Annotated in this window: 19 protein-coding genes and 3 tRNA genes; 4 read left to right on the forward strand and 18 right to left on the reverse strand. The window is 70.9% G+C overall.

Going from position 1 to position 17,243, the window contains the following annotated elements:
• Positions 1–312 precede the first annotated feature (312 nt).
• From rplL to ABT232_RS08685, 9 genes are all read right to left on the reverse strand, one after another.
• On the reverse strand, positions 313–702 hold the full coding sequence (gene rplL / locus ABT232_RS08645) for a 50S ribosomal protein L7/L12 (protein WP_351837762.1): 390 nt from the start codon (positions 700–702) through the stop codon (positions 313–315).
• Positions 703–820: 118 nt separating this feature from the next.
• Positions 821–1,351 (reverse strand): 50S ribosomal protein L10, encoded by a 531-nt coding sequence (gene rplJ, locus ABT232_RS08650; protein ID WP_142193707.1) that lies wholly within the window; start codon positions 1,349–1,351, stop codon positions 821–823.
• A 322-nt stretch (positions 1,352–1,673) separates the two neighbouring features.
• Entirely contained in the window at positions 1,674–2,684 is a 1,011-nt protein-coding gene (locus ABT232_RS08655; protein WP_351837766.1) for an SCO4651 family lipoprotein, read from the reverse strand.
• A 102-nt stretch (positions 2,685–2,786) separates the two neighbouring features.
• Positions 2,787–3,596 carry an SCO4651 family lipoprotein gene (locus ABT232_RS08660; protein WP_351837769.1) on the reverse strand — a complete coding sequence of 270 codons (810 nt, stop codon included), beginning with the start codon at positions 3,594–3,596 and terminating at the stop codon, positions 2,787–2,789.
• Between the two features lie 128 nt (positions 3,597–3,724).
• Positions 3,725–4,450 (reverse strand): 50S ribosomal protein L1, encoded by a 726-nt coding sequence (gene rplA, locus ABT232_RS08665; RefSeq protein WP_351837772.1) that lies wholly within the window; start codon positions 4,448–4,450, stop codon positions 3,725–3,727.
• A gap of 81 nt (positions 4,451–4,531) precedes the next feature.
• Positions 4,532–4,966 (reverse strand): 50S ribosomal protein L11, encoded by a 435-nt coding sequence (rplK, locus tag ABT232_RS08670; protein WP_250070948.1) that lies wholly within the window; start codon positions 4,964–4,966, stop codon positions 4,532–4,534.
• Positions 4,967–5,150: 184 nt separating this feature from the next.
• Positions 5,151–6,005 (reverse strand): transcription termination/antitermination protein NusG, encoded by an 855-nt coding sequence (nusG, locus tag ABT232_RS08675; RefSeq protein ID WP_351837776.1) that lies wholly within the window; start codon positions 6,003–6,005, stop codon positions 5,151–5,153.
• A 77-nt stretch (positions 6,006–6,082) separates the two neighbouring features.
• Positions 6,083–6,370 (reverse strand): preprotein translocase subunit SecE, encoded by a 288-nt coding sequence (gene secE, locus ABT232_RS08680; RefSeq protein ID WP_351837779.1) that lies wholly within the window; start codon positions 6,368–6,370, stop codon positions 6,083–6,085.
• Between the two features lie 105 nt (positions 6,371–6,475).
• Positions 6,476–6,548: transfer RNA gene (locus tag ABT232_RS08685), tRNA-Trp, on the reverse strand.
• A gap of 282 nt (positions 6,549–6,830) precedes the next feature.
• On the opposite strand from ABT232_RS08685, the gene ABT232_RS08690 reads away from it, so the two are divergent.
• Both ABT232_RS08690 and ABT232_RS08695 read left to right on the forward strand, forming a co-directional pair.
• A complete protein-coding gene (locus tag ABT232_RS08690; RefSeq protein ID WP_351837780.1) occupies positions 6,831–8,057 on the forward strand; it encodes a pyridoxal phosphate-dependent aminotransferase in 1,227 nt (408 codons plus the stop codon).
• A gap of 129 nt (positions 8,058–8,186) precedes the next feature.
• Complete coding sequence (locus ABT232_RS08695; protein WP_351837783.1) at positions 8,187–9,257, forward strand: adenosine deaminase; 1,071 nt, start codon at positions 8,187–8,189, stop codon at positions 9,255–9,257.
• Here ABT232_RS08695 and ABT232_RS08700 read toward each other — a convergent pair.
• From ABT232_RS08700 to ABT232_RS08735, 8 genes are all read right to left on the reverse strand, one after another.
• Positions 9,247–10,302 (reverse strand): UDP-N-acetylmuramate dehydrogenase, encoded by a 1,056-nt coding sequence (locus ABT232_RS08700; protein ID WP_351837786.1) that lies wholly within the window; start codon positions 10,300–10,302, stop codon positions 9,247–9,249. The two genes, ABT232_RS08695 and ABT232_RS08700, sit on opposite strands and share 11 nt — an antisense overlap.
• A gap of 90 nt (positions 10,303–10,392) precedes the next feature.
• Positions 10,393–11,835, reverse strand: a complete 1,443-nt coding sequence (locus ABT232_RS08705; RefSeq protein WP_351837789.1) for a DHA2 family efflux MFS transporter permease subunit — start codon at positions 11,833–11,835, stop codon at positions 10,393–10,395.
• Between the two features lie 122 nt (positions 11,836–11,957).
• Positions 11,958–12,524, reverse strand: a complete 567-nt coding sequence (locus ABT232_RS08710) for a TetR/AcrR family transcriptional regulator (protein ID WP_351837791.1) — start codon at positions 12,522–12,524, stop codon at positions 11,958–11,960.
• A gap of 147 nt (positions 12,525–12,671) precedes the next feature.
• Positions 12,672–13,100, reverse strand: a complete 429-nt coding sequence (locus ABT232_RS08715; protein ID WP_351837794.1) for a MaoC family dehydratase — start codon at positions 13,098–13,100, stop codon at positions 12,672–12,674.
• A gap of 5 nt (positions 13,101–13,105) precedes the next feature.
• Positions 13,106–13,558: an FAS1-like dehydratase domain-containing protein gene (locus tag ABT232_RS08720; RefSeq protein ID WP_351837797.1), complete on the reverse strand. Its 453-nt coding sequence runs from the start codon at positions 13,556–13,558 to the stop codon at positions 13,106–13,108.
• 186 nt (positions 13,559–13,744) lie between these two features.
• Complete coding sequence (gene rpmG, locus ABT232_RS08725) at positions 13,745–13,909, reverse strand: 50S ribosomal protein L33 (RefSeq protein ID WP_003948671.1); 165 nt, start codon at positions 13,907–13,909, stop codon at positions 13,745–13,747.
• 88 nt (positions 13,910–13,997) lie between these two features.
• Positions 13,998–14,070: transfer RNA gene (locus ABT232_RS08730), tRNA-Met, on the reverse strand.
• Positions 14,071–14,116: 46 nt separating this feature from the next.
• A tRNA-Thr gene (locus ABT232_RS08735) sits at positions 14,117–14,189 on the reverse strand.
• A 234-nt stretch (positions 14,190–14,423) separates the two neighbouring features.
• Between ABT232_RS08735 and ABT232_RS08740 the strand changes: the two genes are divergently transcribed.
• Positions 14,424–15,698 (forward strand): amidohydrolase family protein, encoded by a 1,275-nt coding sequence (locus ABT232_RS08740; protein WP_351837799.1) that lies wholly within the window; start codon positions 14,424–14,426, stop codon positions 15,696–15,698.
• Between the two features lie 641 nt (positions 15,699–16,339).
• The gene (locus ABT232_RS08745) at positions 16,340–16,996 is read left to right on the forward strand and encodes an SDR family oxidoreductase (RefSeq protein ID WP_351837802.1); all 657 of its coding nucleotides are present in this window, start codon (positions 16,340–16,342) and stop codon (positions 16,994–16,996) included.
• 2 nt (positions 16,997–16,998) lie between these two features.
• On the opposite strand, the gene ABT232_RS08750 is transcribed toward ABT232_RS08745, so the two are convergent.
• Positions 16,999–17,211, reverse strand: a complete 213-nt coding sequence (locus ABT232_RS08750) for a hypothetical protein (protein ID WP_351837805.1) — start codon at positions 17,209–17,211, stop codon at positions 16,999–17,001.
• Positions 17,212–17,243: the final 32 nt, after the last annotated feature.

The raw sequence follows: 17,243 nt of genomic DNA on the forward strand, positions 1-17,243 counted from the left end.
CAACGCACGTTGATACTGCCCTCTTCGTCGTCGATCCATGCCTCGGATTCGGACCGTTGTGACGACGCGTCCTGAGAATTGCGCGCTGCGTGCGGTTCGTCAAGGCCCCCCTGGCCGGAACCAGGTCCTCCGGAGACACGACGAAGATCACCTTACCCGCCGCCACGTCGGGCGCAAGGCAACCGTGGCCACCCCCGGACAACGCCGAAGAGCGACCACCCGGATGGATGATCGCTCTTCGGTGCGTTCGCGTTACAGCCCCCTCAGGAGGCCGTGTACAGCGCGCGGGAGTGCGGTACGAACCGCGAGGTCTTACTTGACCTCGACGGAGGCGCCGGCGCCCTCGAGGGCCTCCTTGGCCTTGTCCGCGGCCTCCTTGTTGACCTTCTCCAGGACGGCCTTCGGGGTGCCGTCGACCAGGTCCTTGGCCTCCTTGAGGCCCAGGGAGGTGAGCTCGCGCACGACCTTGATGACCTGGATCTTCTTGTCGCCGGCGCCGGTGAGGACGACGTCGAACTCGTCCTTCTCCTCGACGGCCTCGGCGCCCGCACCGGCACCGGCGGCACCGGCGACGACGACCGGGGCGGCAGCGGCGGCGGTGACGTCGAACTTCTCCTCGAAGGCCTTCACGAACTCGGAGAGCTCGATGAGGGTCATCTCCTCGAACTGAGCGAGCAGGTCTTCCTGGCTGAGCTTCGCCATGATGGCGGTCCTTCCACTAATTCGGCAGGTGCCGGATGTACTGGGTGAGGCGGGCGTACGTCGGGCCCGCTGTGACCCCTGCCGCGCTCAGGCGGCGAGGATCAGAAAGCGAGCCGAATTACTCGGCACCGCCCTGCTCGTCCTGCTTGGCACGGAGCGCGTCCACGGTGCGGACGAGCTTCGAGGGCAGCGCCTGGAAGACAGAGGCAGCCTGCGACTGCTTGCCCTTCATGGCACCGGCCAGCTTGGAGAGCAGAACCTCGCGGGACTCGAGGTCCGCAAGCTTCTTGATCTCGTCGGCGGACAGCGCCTTGCCGTCAAGGACACCGCCCTTGATGACGAGATTCGGGTTGTCCTTGGCGAAGTCGCGCAGACCCTTCGCCGACTCCACCGGGTCACCGGTGACGAAGGCGACGGCCGTCGGACCAGCGAAGAGCTGGTCGTCCAGCGTGATCCCGGCCTCGTTGGCCGCAATCTTGGTCAGCGTGTTCTTCACCACGGCGTACTGGGCGTTCTCACCGAGCGAACGACGCAGCGTCTTGAGCTGCGCCACGGTGAGACCGCGGTACTCGGTCAGCACGGCGGCGTTGGAGCTGCGGAACTTGTCCGTCAGCTCGGCAACCGCGGCAGCCTTGTCGGGCCTCGCCATAGAGCCTCGGCCTCCTTCCGGGTGATTCGGACCGCGCGGACCCGAAGGAGGACTGGGGAAAACGAAACGCCCCGGCGCAGGCGCACGGGGCGTAGCTCGACCGGGCGGATTCCGTACGAGCGGAATCGATCCGGGAGCACTTCCACAGTCACCTGCGCGGGTCGTCCGCTATTCAGCGGATCCTTCGGCCACCGCGCCCTCTTGCGAGTGCACGGCAACGACCAGCGGTCTTTGGCTTCTCCAGGAAGGTACCTGACCGGATCGCTGTCAAGCAAATCCGGTCGGCGGACCAACGGTGTGGGGCTCTGAACAGGGGTGGGACTCAGACGCCGGAGCCGGACTCCAGGGCCTCCAGCTCGGCCATCTCCTCGTCGAGCGTGCTGTCGTCGAGGGTGCTGTCGTCGTAGGCGCCCTCGTCGTAGCCGCTCTCCTCGGCGGACATCTCGCCCAGGTCCTTCAGCATCTCGAACAGGTCGAAGGTCTCACCGGCCGGCGGCACCTCGACCTCGGCCTTCGTGCCGTAGTCGGAGAGCTTCATGCTCATGTCGATGTCACCCTCGGGGGACTCGATGCCGACGTCCATACGGACCGGCAGGTCGTCCTCGTTGACCCAGACCTCGGTGTCGTAGCCCTTGATGCCGGACTTCTCGATGTTCTCCAGGAGCTGCTCGCGCTCCTTGGGCTCGAGGACGTCCAGGCCGTCGTTGCTCGCCATCATCTCCTTGACGGTGAGCGTGCCCTTGTAGTGCTCGGTCTCCTGGCCGTCGACCTTCTCGCTGCCGACGTGCTTGAGGTTGGGCGACTCCAGGAGCAGCGCGAGTTGTTCCACCGGGTTCTGGTTCATGTTCTCCAGACCGGAGGTCATCGCCTTGGTGGCCTCGGCGTCCCCGGAGGCCTCGGCGGCGGCCGCGAGGTCCAGCTTCATCCAGCGCTTGCCGTCCATGTCCTTGGCGGCGTCCGCCCCCATGTCCATGTACATGACGTTGTCCTGCCAGATCATCCGGACCTGGTCCGGGGCGCCCGGCTCACCGGCGAGCATGGAGCCCTTCATGGTGAGGTCCATGACGGTCGGGTCCCAGCCCATGACGCCGGTCATGGTGGCGTCGCCGCCGCCGTCCATCGCGGCCGGCATCTTCATGGTCATCTCGACCTTGGCGGACTTCGCCTCGGCGGTCTTCTCGTACGCCGCGGTCAGCATCTGCTGCGGGTCCTGCGTGGTGCCGGACGCCCCGTCCTTCTTCTCGGTGCCGCAGCCCACGGCCCCGCCGGCCAGGATCAGAGCCGAGACACAGACGAGCGTCGCCCCGCCCCGCGTACGTATGGAAAGCCCCATCGATTCCCCCCAAGGAACACACAAGGAACAGATTGTCGATTACAAGCAAGCGCGCCGAGCTTAGCCCACGGGCCTCTGGCGGCTCCCGTGGATTCCGGGCCCTTACAGCAGGTCTGTGACATCCCGGGTGTCGTGGGCCGGGGGTCTCGCGGCTCTCACCTCGGCGCCGTAGTCGCCGTAGAACGCGGTCTGGGTCAGCTCGCCGGTGGTGGTCCGGGCCTTCTCGACCTTCTTCACCAGCAGGCCCCGGTCGTCGATCCAGACGTCGACGCTCTGGCCGGTGACCTCGGCCTCCGGCGTCTCGACGGTGCCCGAGTAGTGCGTGGTCCGCCGTCCGCGCACCCGCTCCTCGCCGACCTCGCGCACCTCCTCGGAGGCGAGCAGGAGCCGCAGGGACCGGTCGGGGGTGGACTCGCGCATCCGGTCGCCCAGCCGCGCCCCGGAACCGCCCGCCAGGTCCGCCAGGTCGTCGTACGCGTAGCGCACCCAGTGCCTGCCGCCGGCCTGCGCGGCGAAGGCGTCGCCCATCCGCGCGTAGTACGCGTCGGGGAGGTAGCGGGCCTCCATCGAGGTGCTGCCGAGGCGGCGCAGGGTGTCGGCCATCGAGCCGCCGGTGTAGGTGAGGGTGAGGGTGCCGGTGACCCCGTTCGCCCAGCCGAGGACGCCGTCGGCCGTCAGGGAGATCGTCGAGCCGATCCGTGTGGTCGACTCGACCCGCGCCGACCCGGCCGCCTCGGTGGCCCGCGCGGCCTCCCGCAGCCCGGCCGGCGCTCCGGCCGCCGCGGACGCGCCCGGACGGCCGTCACCGCCATCGGACGATGTGCCGCAGCCGCCCGCTCCCGCCAGCGCGGTCAGCGCGGTCACGATGAGCACCACGCGCCGCAGCGCCCCCCGCACGCCCGTCCCCGTCATCCGTCCCCCTGTGCGCGTCCCGTACCGGAACGCTAACGCAGGGCACCGACATCCGGCCGGGAAAAGGGACGGGCCCCGCACCCTGGAAGGGGTGCGGGGCCCGTGAACCGGTGAGGTGAGCCTCAGGCTCAGACCGCGGCCGGGTCCTCCTCGACGAGGAGGTTGCGGGTGCGGTTGGAGTCGACCGGAATGCCGGGGCCCATCGTGGTGCTGATGGCGGCCTTCTTGATGTAGCGACCCTTGGCGGCGGACGGCTTCAGACGGAGGATCTCCTCCAGGGCCGCGCCGTAGTTCTCCACCAGCTTGGTGTCGTCGAACGACGTCTTGCCGATGATGAAGTGCAGGTTCGCGTGCTTGTCGACACGGAACTCGATCTTGCCGCCCTTGATGTCGGTGACAGCCTTGGCGACGTCGGGGGTCACGGTGCCGGTCTTCGGGTTCGGCATCAGACCACGCGGACCGAGCACGCGGCCGAGGCGGCCGACCTTGCCCATGAGGTCCGGGGTGGCGACGACGGCGTCGAAGTCCAGACGGCCCTTCGCGACCTCGTCGATCAGTTCGTCGGAGCCGACGATGTCGGCGCCCGCGGCCTCTGCGGCCGCAGCACGGTCACCGGTCGCGAAGACCAGGACCCGGGCGGTCTTGCCGGTGCCGTGCGGCAGGTTCACGGTGCCACGGACCATCTGGTCGGCCTTGCGCGGGTCGACACCCAGGCGGAAGGCGACCTCGACGGTGCCGTCGAACTTGGTCGTGGAGGTCTCCTTGGCGAGACGGACGGCCTCGAGCGGGGCGTAGAGCTTCTCCCGGTCGATCTTGGCGTCCGCAGCGCGGAGAGACTTGCTGCGCTTGCTCACTTAAAGCTCCTGTTGCTTCTTAGGAGTCGTGGTCCGGGCCGAGCAGGCCCTGCCACTACTGCTGGCTTACGGGGGTGGAGGTCAGCCCTCGACCGTGATGCCCATGGAACGGGCGGTGCCGGCGATGATCTTCGACGCGGCGTCCAGGTCGTTGGCGTTGAGGTCGGGCATCTTGGTCTCGGCGATCTCGCGGACCTGCGCCTGGGTGATCTTGGCGACCTTGGTCTTGTGCGGCTCGCCGGAGCCCTTCTCCACGCCCGCGGCCTTGAGGATCATCTTGGCGGCCGGCGGGGTCTTGGTGACGAAGGTGAAGGAACGGTCCTCGTAGACCGTGATCTCCACCGGGATGACCCAACCGCGCTGCGACTCGGTCGCGGCGTTGTAGGCCTTGCAGAACTCCATGATGTTCACGCCGTGCTGACCCAGCGCGGGGCCGACCGGCGGGGCCGGGTTGGCGGCACCGGCCTGGATCTGGAGCTTGATGAGCCCCGTGACCTTCTTCTTCTTGGGAGGCATGGCTCTCCGGGTCCTTTCGATTCGGGTCCTGCCCACGCAACGGGGACCAACCCGGACGCAGGCATACCGCACAACGATAACGGGTAAGATTGCGCGGCCAAAAACCGAGCAGGTCAGGCGGCTACCGAGGCAACCGTCTGACCTGCTCGGACGCTGTGTGTCCTGGAAGGACCAGCCTCGGGGGCTAGTTCTTCTGGATCTGGTCGAAGGAGAGCTCGACCGGCGTCTCGCGGCCGAAGATCTCCACCAGGCCCTTGACCTTCTTCGAGTCGGGGTTGATCTCGTTGATGGTCGCCTGGAGCGTGGCGAACGGGCCGTCGGTGACGGTGACCGAGTCGCCGACCTCGAAGTCCAGCACCTGGACCTCGACCTTGCGCTGCGGCGCCGGCTTGCCCTCGGCCTCGGCGGCCTCGCGGGCGGCCTTCTCCTCGGCCTCCGGGGCGAGCATCTTGACGATCTCGTCCAGGGTCAGCGGGTACGGGTCGTAGGCGTTGCCCACGAAGCCGGTGACGCCGGGCGTGTTGCGGACGACGCCCCAGGACTCGTTCGTCAGGTCCATGCGCACCAGCACGTAACCGGGCAGCTTGTTCTGACGGATGGTCTTGCGGTCGCCGTTCTTGATCTGGACGACCTCTTCCTGCGGCACCTCGGCCTGGAAGATGTAGTCCTCGACGTTCAGCGAGACGGCACGCTGCTCCAGGTTGGTCTTCACCCGGTTCTCGTAGCCGGCGTAGGTGTGGATCACGTACCACTCGCCGGGCAGGGTGCGCAGTTCCTGGCGAAGCGCCTCGATCGGGTCGAGCTCGGGCTCCGGCTCGGCCTCTTCCGCCTCTTCGGCGTCCTCGGCCTCTTCGGCGTCCTCGGTCTCGTCCTCGTCGGTCACCTCGACGGCGACGTCCTCGGCCGGCTCCTCCGCCTCGGCGTCGGCAGCCTCGACCTCGACATCGTCCAGGTCCTCGTCCGCGCCCTCGACCATGTCGAGCTCGTCATCCACGGACGCATCCGGCTCGATGGCGTCGTTCACGTTCGGGTCAGACACGGTGGCTGCTTCTTCCTGGATACATACGGGTGGAACACGCGAAAGGGGCGCCAGTGACGGCGCCCTTCGCTCTTGGCTCAGCCGAAGACGTACTTGGCTGCGTGGTCGAGCCCATAGTCAATCACGGTGACCAAGCCGATCATGATGACGACGAAGACGATCACGACGGTCGTGTACGTCGTCAGCTGGCCGCGTGACGGCCAGACGACCTTGCGGAGTTCCGCGACGATCTGCCGGTAGAAGAGCGCGAGCCGCTTCAGCGGGCCCTTCTTGGCGCGCTTGCCGCCCTTGCGCGTCTTCTTCTTGGACTCGGGCGCTTCATCCTGGGCATCAGGCGTGTCGATGGAGCCCACGGCGTCCGTCATAGTCCTCACCTGATCCCGGGTCGTGGCCGTGCCGCGCCCGGTCTGAGCCGCACGGCGGTGCATTGCTGTACGTAACCTGCGCACACATCCTGGCGGAGTGTGTAGCAGGGCCGGAGGGACTTGAACCCCCAACCGCCGGTTTTGGAGACCGGTGCTCTACCAATTGAGCTACGACCCTTTGTCTGTCCCCCAACGTACCGCATCCGACCGAGTGCTCGCTGTGCACCGGACGGGTGCGGCCCGCGAGGGCCAACGAGGTGAGAGTGTACGTGGTCCGGGCCCGGGCGTCGAACAGAAAGCGCCCGTGAAGCCGCTGGCGGGACGGGATGGCCGGGAAATCACCGGAAGATCACCCAGGCCATCGCGGGGATCCGGACTGATGTCCAAACGTTTGCCCGGTCATGTTCAGTCCGTGAAACCAGTGTGCCGGGCAGGTTTCCGGTCTGGAACGATGGGCCTCATGAGCGCTGCAATCCCTCCCACCGAGCGCCGGGTCTCCGCCCGAGTCGGCGCGATCTCCGAGTCCGCCACCCTCGCCGTGGACGCCAAGGCCAAGGCCCTGAAGGCCGCCGGGCGTCCGGTGATCGGCTTCGGCGCCGGTGAGCCCGACTTCCCGACCCCGGACTACATCGTCGAGGCGGCCGTCGAGGCCTGCAAGAACCCGAAGTACCACCGCTACACGCCGGCCGGCGGTCTGCCCGAGCTGAAGGCCGCGATCGCCGAGAAGACGCTGCGCGACTCCGGCTACGAGGTCGACCCGTCGCAGGTCCTGGTCACCAACGGCGGCAAGCAGGCCATCTACGAGGCGTTCGCCGCGATCCTCGACCCGGGCGACGAGGTCATCGTCCCGGCGCCGTACTGGACCACGTACCCGGAGTCGATCCGGCTGGCCGGCGGTGTCCCGGTGGAGGTCGTCGCCGACGAGACCACCGGCTACCGGGTGAGCGTGGAGCAGCTGGAGGCCGCCCGCACCGAGAAGACGAAGGTCGTGCTCTTCGTCTCCCCGTCGAACCCGACCGGCGCGGTCTACAGCGAGGCCGAGGCCGAGGCGATCGGCCGCTGGGCCGTCGAGCACGGGCTGTGGGTGCTCACCGACGAGATCTACGAGCACCTGGTCTACGGCGACGCCACCTTCACCTCGCTGCCGGCGATCCTGCCGGAGCTGCGCGACAAGTGCATCGTCGTCAACGGCGTCGCCAAGACGTACGCGATGACCGGCTGGCGGGTCGGGTGGATCATCGGCCCGAAGGACGTCGTCAAGGCCGCCACGAACCTCCAGTCGCACGCCACGTCGAACGTGTCCAACGTGGCGCAGGTCGCGGCGCTCGCCGCGGTCTCGGGCGACCTCGACGCGGTCGCGACGATGCGCGAGGCCTTCGACCGCCGCCGCAAGACCATCGTGCGGATGCTCAACGAGATCGACGGCGTGCTCTGCCCGGAGCCGGAGGGCGCGTTCTACGCCTACCCGTCGGTGAAGGGGCTGCTCGGCAAGGAGATCCGGGGCAAGCGCCCGCAGGACTCGGTCGAGCTCGCCGCGCTGATCCTGGACGAGGCCGAGGTCGCGGTGGTGCCGGGCGAGGCCTTCGGCACCCCGGGTTACCTGCGGCTGTCGTACGCGCTGGGCGACGAGGACCTGGTGGAGGGCGTGAGCCGGATCCAGAAGCTCCTCGCCGAGGCGCGGGACTGACGTATCCACGTACGCCCGAAAGGGGGGCGCTCGCCGAGTCCGGCGGGCGCCCCCCTTCGTTTGTGCGAGCAAGACCACGATCGGGGAATCGGCTTCCGGGGCGGCGGGGGCGTACGGCAGGATCTGGGAATGGAGCGCGTACGTGATCTCTCTGAGCTGCCGAAAGCCCATCTGCACCTGCACTTCACCGGCTCGATGCGGCCCACCACCCTGCTGGAGCTGGCCGACAAGCACGGCGTACGACTGCCGGAGGCGCTGACCGACGCGCTGGTGAGCGGGGAGCCGCCGAGACTGCGGGCCACCGACGAGCGGGGCTGGTTCCGCTTCCAGCGGCTCTACGACGCGGCCCGGTCCTGCCTGCGGGAGCCGGAGGACATCCAGCGGCTGGTCCGGGAGGCCGCGGAGGAGGATCTGCGGGACGGTTCGGGATGGCTGGAGATCCAGGTCGACCCGACGTCGTACGCGCCCCGGCTGGGCGGGTTGATCGCGGCGCTGGAGATCATCTTGGACGCGGTGGAGGCCGCCCAGCGGGACACCGGGCTGGGGATGCGGGTGCTGGTCGCCGCCAACCGGATGAAGCATCCGCTGGACGCGCGGACGCTGGCGCGGCTCGCGGTGCGGTACGCCGACCGGGGTGTCGTCGGGTTCGGGCTGTCGAACGACGAGCGGCGGGGCATGGCGCGGGACTTCGACCGGGCGTTCGCGATCGCCCGTGACGGGGGGCTGCTGTCGGCGCCGCACGGGGGCGAGCTGACCGGGCCGATGTCGGTCCGGGACTGCCTGGACGACCTGCACGCGCACCGGATCGGGCACGGGGTGCGGGCGGCGGAGGACCCGCGGCTGCTGAAGCGGCTGGCGGAGCGCGGGGTGACCTGCGAGGTGTGCCCGGCCTCGAACGTGGCGCTGGGCGTCTACGAGAAGCCGGAGGACGTGCCGCTGCGGCGGCTGTACGAGGCGGGCGTCCCGATGGCCCTCGGCGCGGACGACCCGCTGCTGTTCGGCTCCCGGCTGGCGGCGCAGTACGAGATCGCGCGCCGCCACCACGACTTCACCGACGCGGAGCTCGCCGACCTCGCCCGTCAGTCGATCCGGGCGTCGGTGGCCCCGGAGGGGATGAAGGCGGAGCTGCTGGCGGGGGTCGACCGGTGGCTGGCCGCCCCGGCCCCGGGGGCGTCCGAGGCCCCGCTGCTCAGAGGCTGACGCCCACCGTCACCGGCTCGTTGACCAGGGTGATCCCGAACGCCTCGCGGACCCCGGCGACCACCTCGCGGGCCAGCGCCAGCAGGTCCTCCGTGGTCGCCTCGCCGCGGTTGGTGAGGGCGAGGGTGTGCTTGGTGGAGATACGGGCGGGTCCCTCGCCGTACCCCTTGGTGAAGCCCGCCTTGTCGATGAGCCAGGCCGCGGAGGTCTTGGTGAGGCCCTCCCCCGCCGGGTAGGCGGGCGGTTCCGTGCCCTCGCCGAGCCGTTCCCGCACGCGCGAGTGGAACGCGGCGAACTCCGCGTCCGTGAGGATCGGGTTGGTGAAGAAGGAGCCCGCGGACCAGGTGTCGTGGTCCTCTGCGTCCAGGACCATGCCCTTGCCGGCGCGCAGGCGCAGCACGGTCTCGCGGGCGTCGGCGAGCGGCACCCGGTCGCCGGGCGCCACGCCGAGGGCGCGGGCCGTCTCGGCGTACTTGAGGGGGGCGGAGAGCCCGTCGGCGTCCTCCAGGCGGAACCGGACGCGCAGCACGACGTACCGCTCGGGGTCGGCCTTGAAGCGGCTGTGGCGGTAGCTGAAGGCGCACTCCTCGTTCGCCAGCGTGACCGTCTCGCCCGACCGGCGGTCGTAGGCGATCACCTCGGTGATCGTGGAGGACACCTCCTGGCCGTAAGCCCCCACGTTCTGGATCGGGGTGGCGCCGGCCGAGCCGGGGATGCCGGCGAGGCATTCGATGCCGGCGAGGCCGGCCTCCACGGTGCGGGCGACCGCGTCGGTCCACACCTCGCCCGCGGCCAGCTCCAGGGTGGTGCCGTCGAGGGTGACGCCGCGCGTGGCGATGCGCAGGGCGGTGCCGTCGAAGCCCTTGTCGCCGATGACCAGGTTGGATCCGCCGCCGATGAGCAGCAGCGGGGTCCCGGTGTCGTCGGCCTCGCGGACGGCGGCGATCACCTCGGCGTCGGTCTCCGCGGTGACCAGACGGGTGGCGGGGCCGCCCAGCCGGAAGGTGGTCAGCGGGGCGAGGGGGGCGTCGTGGAGTTCCAGCACGGGCTCAAGACTACGAGACGGCACCGACAGCCCTGGCACACGCGGACGGCCCCGCCGGGGGACGGGGCCGTACGCGCGCGTGCCGGGGGCTCAGCGGCCGGCGGTCTCCAGGACCGGGGCCGGCTCGGGCGCCCCGGCGGGCGCGGCGGGGGTGGTGCGGAGCCGCGGGATGGCCAGGGCCGCGAGGGCCGCGAGGCCCACCACCGCGGCGCCGACCACCAGGGCGGGCCGGAGTCCGTCGACGAAGGTCTGCGCGGACTCGTAGCCGCCCTGGGCGGCGAAGACGGAGGACATGATCGCGATGCCGAGCGCGCCGCCCACCTCGCGCAGCGCGTTGTTGGCGCCGGAGGCGATGCCCTGTTCGTGGGCGGCCACGCTGGACATGACCAGGGCGGAGGCGGGCGCGAAGTACAGGGCCATGCCGATGCCGCTGAGGATCAGTCCGGGCAGCTGGGAGGCGTAGGAGGCGTCGGCGGTCACCACCATGGCGAGGTAGCCGAGGCCGGCCGCCTGGAAGAAGAGGCCGGCGGCGACGACCGGGCGGCCGCCGATGCGGTCGGAGAGGATGCCGGCGATCGGCGCGACGACCATCGGCATGGCGGTCCACGGCAGCATCCGCAGTCCGGCCTCGGTGGGCGAGTAGCCGAGCACGCCCTGCATGTACTGGCTGAGCAGGAAGATCGAGCCGAACATGCCGAGGAACATCAGCAGGCTGGCCGCGTTGATGCCGGAGAAGGCGCGGGAGCGGAACAGCCGCATCGGCAGCATGGGATGGCGGCCGCGGACGCCGTGGGCGACGAAGGCCGCGAGCAGCGCGCCGCCGGCGATCAGGCCGACCAGGACGGGCGCGCCGGTCCAGCCGTCGACCGGGCCGCGGACCAGGCCGTAGACGATGCCGAAGAGTCCGCCGCTGGCCAGCAGGGTGCCGGGGATGTCGAGGCGGGCGCCGGCGCCGTGCGACTCGGCCAGGCGCAGCCGGGCCAGCGGGAGCAGGGCGATGCCGATCGGCACGTTCAGCCAGAAGATCCACTGCCAGGAGATGTGCTCGGTGAGGGTGCCGCCGATCAGGGGTCCGGAGGCGACCGCGAGGCCGTTGACGGCACCCCAGATGCCGTAGGCCATGCCGCGCTTCTCGGCGGGGACGGCGGCGGTGAGCAGGGTGAGGGTCAGTGGCATCATGACGGCCGCTCCGACGCCCTGCACCGCGCGGGCGGCGATCAGGGAGTCGATGCCGGGCGCCAGGGCCGCGGCGGCGGACGCGGCGGTGAAGAGGGCGAGACCGGCGACGAAGAGCCGGCGGCGGCCGAAGCGGTCGCCGAGGGCCGCGCCGAACATCAGCAGCACGGCGAAGGTGAGCGTGTAGGCGCTCACGGTCCATTCCAGGTCGTGCAGCGCGCCGCCGAGGTCCTCGCGGATGGAGGGCAGTGCGGTGGTGACGACGAGGTTGTCGAGGGACGCCATGAACCCGGCGACACTCGTGATCAGGAGGGCCCAGAAGACTCCCCCGCGCGGTGCGGTCTGCTGCTGTGACATCGCTCCCCCAGAGCGTGGTGCGGACGTGTGGTGCCGTCTTTTGGTTAGTTATTACTGACTAACTTTCGCGGGCGTGAAGAGGCGCCGGTCCGGTGGGCACACGGGCCCCCGGCCGCAAGCCCCTAGACGGAAGCCCGCTTGACCCTGGCGGAGACGTAGAGCCCGTCCCACACCCGGTGTTCACCCGGAAAGCCCATCGCCGCGAGGGTGTTGATGAGCATTCCGTACGCCAGGAAGGTGGTGGTCCCGTCGACGTCGCCCCCCAGGGGCAGATGCACGGTGTCCCAGAGTTCCATCCAGCCCCGGCGGACCATCTCACCGAACTCGTGGTCCCCGGCCGCCTCGGCGGCCGCCACCGTCACGTAGGTCTGCAACTGCATCTGCAGCCGCTCCGGCTCCTCGGCGATCAGCCGGGTGTACGCCTCGGCCATGGCATGCAGGGCCTCCTCGCCCTTCAGGTCGGCCGCGGCCTCCTCGAAGAGCCGGCGCATGTCCGCCAGGCAGCGCTCGGCCGCCGCGAGGAAGATCGCCTTCTTGCCGGGGAAGAGCCGGAAGAGGTACGGCTGCGAGACGCCCACACGCTTGGCGATCGCCTCGGTGGAGGTGCCGTGGTAGCCGCTCCGCGCGAACTCGGTGATCGCCGCGCGGATGACGCTCTCGCGTCGCTCTTCTGCGCTCATCCTGACCATACGAGTAAGTTAGTGGCCAATCACTAACCCTGTCAAGGGGTGGCTGGAGCGGTTTGTGCGGGCCCCTCGCCGATGGGCGCGAACCGCTACCCATACGTAAGGGGCGCCCGCTGTGGCGAGCGCCCCTTACGCCGGTCATCAGGCCCGTCAGGCCAGCCGTACGACCGCGCGCGACATCCCGAGCACCTTCTGCCCGCCGCTGGTCGCCGTGAGGTCGACGCGGACCGTGTTGTCGTCGAGCTTGGCGGCGACCTTGCCGCTGACCTCGATCACGGCGCCCTGGTCGTCGTTCGGGACGACGACGGGCTTGGTGAAGCGGACGCCGTACTCGACGACGGCGGCCGGGTCGCCGGCCCAGTCGGTGACCACGCGGATCGCCTCGGCCATGGTGAACATGCCGTGCGCGATGACGTCCGGCAGCCCGACCTCCTTGGCGAACTTCTCGTTCCAGTGGATCGGGTTGAAGTCGCCGGAGGCGCCCGCGTACTGCACCAGGGTGGCGCGGGTCACGGGGAAGCTCTGGGCGGGCAGCTCGGTGCCGACCTCGACGTCGGCGTACGCGATGCTGGCGGTCATCTTGCTCACGCCTCCTCGGCCGCGCGGGCCACGAGCTTGGTCCAGGCGGTCACGACGTGCTCACCGGAGGCGTCGTGGACCTCCCCGCGGATGTCCAGGATGTCGTTGCCGGCCATCGACTTGATCGCCTCGATGGTGGAGGTGACCGTCAGACGGTCGCCGGCGCGCACCGGGCGGCGGTAGGCGAACTTCTGGTCGCCGTGCACGACGCGGCTGTAGTCCAGGCCGAGCTGCGGGTCGGCGACGACCTCACCGGCGGCCTTGAAGGTGATCGCGAACACGAAGGTCGGCGGGGCGATCACATCGGGGTGGCCGAGCGCCTTGGCGGCCTCGGGGTCGGTGTAGGCGGGGTTGGCGTCGCCCACCGCCTCCGCGAACTCCCGGATCTTCTCCCGGCCCACCTCGTAGGGCGCGGTGGGCGGGTAGGTCCGCCCCACGAAGGACTGGTCGAGCGCCATGGCTCGGCACCTCCTGGTGTCTGCTGTGGTTGACCGGTGAACGACAGCCCTCCAGGGAAGGCCGTTGTCGCACCAGACGCTATAGAAGAGGGCCGGACGCGCGGACGCGGGTCGGCCGAGCTGACCGGAAACGCCACGAGGCCGCCCCCCGAACTGCGGGGGCGGCCTCGTGAACGAGCCTGATTCTTATCGCGTCTCGCGGTGCGCGGTGTGCGCGTTGCAACGCGGGCAGTGCTTCTTCATCTCAAGACGGTCCGGGTTGTTACGCCGGTTCTTCTTGGTGATGTAGTTCCGCTCCTTGCACTCCACGCAGGCCAGCGTGATCTTCGGGCGGACGTCGGTGGCAGCCACGTGAGTGCTCCTTGACGAACGGATGGGACTTATAACGCATAGAAGAGTAGCCGATCGAAGGACCGACCCCACAATCGGCTACTGTCAGTAGCGGTGACCGGACTTGAACCGGTGACACAGCGATTATGAGCCGCTTGCTCTACCGACTGAGCTACACCGCTGCGATGCGATCGGGCCCCGCCTTGCGGCGGGAACCTCTCACACCAGAGCCCCAATACGGAATCGAACCGTAGACCTTCTCCTTACCATGGAGACGCTCTGCCGACTGAGCTATTGGGGCGAGCGATGAAGACATTACACGGTCGCCCGCCGTTCGCCCAAATCCGTTCGGCGACCCCCGCCACGCGTCCTCCGAAGTGCCTCCCGAAGGCCCCGGAAGGCACTCCCGCCCGAGGGGCCACACCGGTACGACTATTGCGCTCCTCCCCGTCCGAGCAGGGCCGCCGTCCTACGCTCGACTCACTCTCTGTGATCTTGTGCCGCCCCGGGCACAGCCCCGAGCCACTGGAGTGCGATGCCCGACAGCCCGCCGCAGCCGCCCCACTCGTCGTCCCGGCCGGGTTCCGCCGATCAGCCCGACGGGACAGCCCTGCTGCTGTGCGGGGCCCGGCTCACCGACGGCCGCACCGTGGACGTACGGCTGAGCGGCGGGCGGATCGAGGCGGTCGGGACGGCCGGCAGCCTGGGCGGCGCCCGTGCCCCGTCCACGCGCGCGTCCGGCGCGCGGGTGGACCTCGGCGGCTATCTGCTGCTGCCGGCGCCCGCCGAGCCGCACGCCCACGCGGACACCGCGCTGTCCGCGGACGCCGACGGCCCGGTCTCCCCCGACCCCCGGGACGTCCAGCGCCGCGCCACCGAGGCCGCCCTGCTGCAACTCGGCCACGGGGCGACCGCGGTGCGCGCACAGGTGCGCGTGGGCGACGTCCAGGGGCTGGGCGCGCTGGGCGCGGTCCTCCAGGCCCGGCGGGCGCTGCGCGGACTGGCCGAGCTGACGACGGTGGCGATGCCGCGGGTGCTGACCGGGGTGGCGGGGGCGGACGGGGTCGCCATGCTGCGGGACGCGGTGAAGATGGGCGCCTCGGTGGTGGGCGGCTGTCCGGACGCGGATCCCGACCCGACCGGCTACGTGGAGACCGTCCTGGAGGTCGCCTCCGAGCACGGCTGCCCCGTGGACCTGCACACCGACGCCACCGACCCGGCCCGCCTGGCCCGGCTCGCCGCCATGGCGGGCGGCCTGCGGCCCGGCGTGACCATCGGACCGTGCGCCGGTCTCGCCCGCCTCCCCGCCGACGTGGCCTCCCGTACGGCGGACCAACTGGCCGCGGCCGGCGTGGCGGTGGTGTGCCTGCCGCAGGGCGGCTGCGGGAGCGCGGAGCATCGCGGCACGGCGCCCGTACGGCTGCTGCGCGCCGCCGGGGTGCGGGTGGCGGCCGGGAGCGGCGCCCTGCGGGACGTGTCCAACCCCGTGGGCCGCGGGGACCCGCTGGAGGCGGCCTACCTCCTCGCCTCCTGCCACGGCCTGCGCCCCGAGGACGCCTACGACGCCGTCAGCACCTCCGCGCGGGCGGTGCTCGGCCTGCCCGAGGTCCGCGTGGAGGCCGGCTTCCCGGCGGAACTCCTGGCGGTCCGCGGAGAACGGCTGGCGGGCGCGCTCTCCCTGGCGTACAGCCGCATCGTGATCCACCGGGGGCGCGTGGTGGCACGGACCAGCGCGGTGCGGGAGTACTGCGACTCGGCGGTGACGGCGGAACTGGGGCTGCCGCGGCAGGGGCGGGGGGAGCTTTCCTGAGGGGGTGGCTTGGGGCGGGGAGGCGAGGCGGTGCCTAGGGGTGCGGGGTTGCGGCCGGCAGTGGTCTGAGCTGTCCCTGAGCGCTTCCGCAGGGCTGCGCCGGGCAGCGGGCGCGGGGTTGGGCCGGCGGTGGTCTGAGCTGTCCCTGAGCGCTCCCGCAGGGCTGCGTCGGGCAGCGGGCGCGGGATGGAGCCCGGCATCGGCGCGGGGGCGTGGCTGACAGCGGCACGGGGGCGTGGCTGACAGCGGCGCGGGGCGCGCCCGAACGCTGGCGCAGGGGGTTGTGCCGGGAGCACGGTCGGCAGCGGCACGAGGGTGTGCGCGAAGGCTTGCGCGAGAGCGAGTCGGAAGCGCGGTTGACGGCGGCGCGAGGTCGCGGCCGAGCTGCTGCGCAGGGTCAGCCGGGAGTGCGGCTCGCAGCGGTACGAGTCGTGTGCGAACGCTTGCGCAGGGTTGCGCCGGGAGCACGGCGCGCAGCGGCACGAGGGCGGGCGCGCCGGGCGCTTGCCCGGCCGCCCGCTCCGGCCGCCCGGGCAGTCACCCGCGCGTCCTCGCACCCCCTCCTGGGCCCGGCGACCCTCGTCCTCCGCCACGCCGGGGTCGTGCGGCGCGGGGGACTGTCCGGGCGTACGGTCGAAGACATGCGCATTGTCATCGCTGGTGGTCATGGACAGATCGCGCTGCGCCTGGAGCGGCTGCTCGCCCAGCGCGGCTACGAGGCGGCGGGCATCATCCGCCGTCGGGAACAGGGCGACGACCTGCGGGAGGCGGGTGCCGAACCGGTGCTGATGGACCTGGAGTCGGCTTCCGTCGAGGAGGTCGCCGCGTATCTGCAGGGCGCGGACGCGGCGGTGTTCGCGGCGGGCGCCGGCCCGGGCAGCGGGGTCGCCCGCAAGGACACCGTGGACCGGGGCGCGGCGGTGCTGTTCGCGGACGCGGCGGTCCGCGCGGGCGTACGGCGTTTCCTGGTGGTGTCGTCGATGGGCGCGGACCCCGGGCACCAGGGCGACGAGGTGTTCGACGCGTACCTGCGTGCCAAGGGCTCGGCCGACGCCTACGTCCAGGGCCAGGACAGGCTCGACTGGACGATCCTGCGCCCCGGTTCGCTGACGGACGACGCCGGCACCGGCCTGGTCCGCCTGGAGGCGCACACGGGCCGTGGCGCGATCCCGCGTGACGACGTGGCCGCCGTACTGGCCGAGTTGCTGGAGACCCCGGCCACGGCCGGGCTGACCCTGGAGCTGGTGGGCGGGTCGGTGCCGGTGCCGGTGGCGGTGAAGTCGGTGGCCGGGAACTGAGCTCAGAAGAGCGGCAGCTGCCCCGGGACCTCCGGCACCACATAGCCGTCCAAGGAGGCCTGCACCGCCCCGAGTTGCGCGTGACGGCGCGAGCCCGGGCACGAGACGAGCTGTCCGCTCCCGCGGGCGCCGGGCGGGTCGTGACGGGCGAACCGGCCGGCGACGACGGCGATCTCGCGACGGCACTCGGGACAGGTTCTGCGGCGGGAGGACATGCGATCAGTGTGCCCCGCGCGGGATCGTGCCG

Source organism: Streptomyces sp. NPDC001532, assembly GCF_040298625.1.
In the GTDB taxonomy this organism is placed as follows: domain Bacteria; phylum Actinomycetota; class Actinomycetes; order Streptomycetales; family Streptomycetaceae; genus Streptomyces.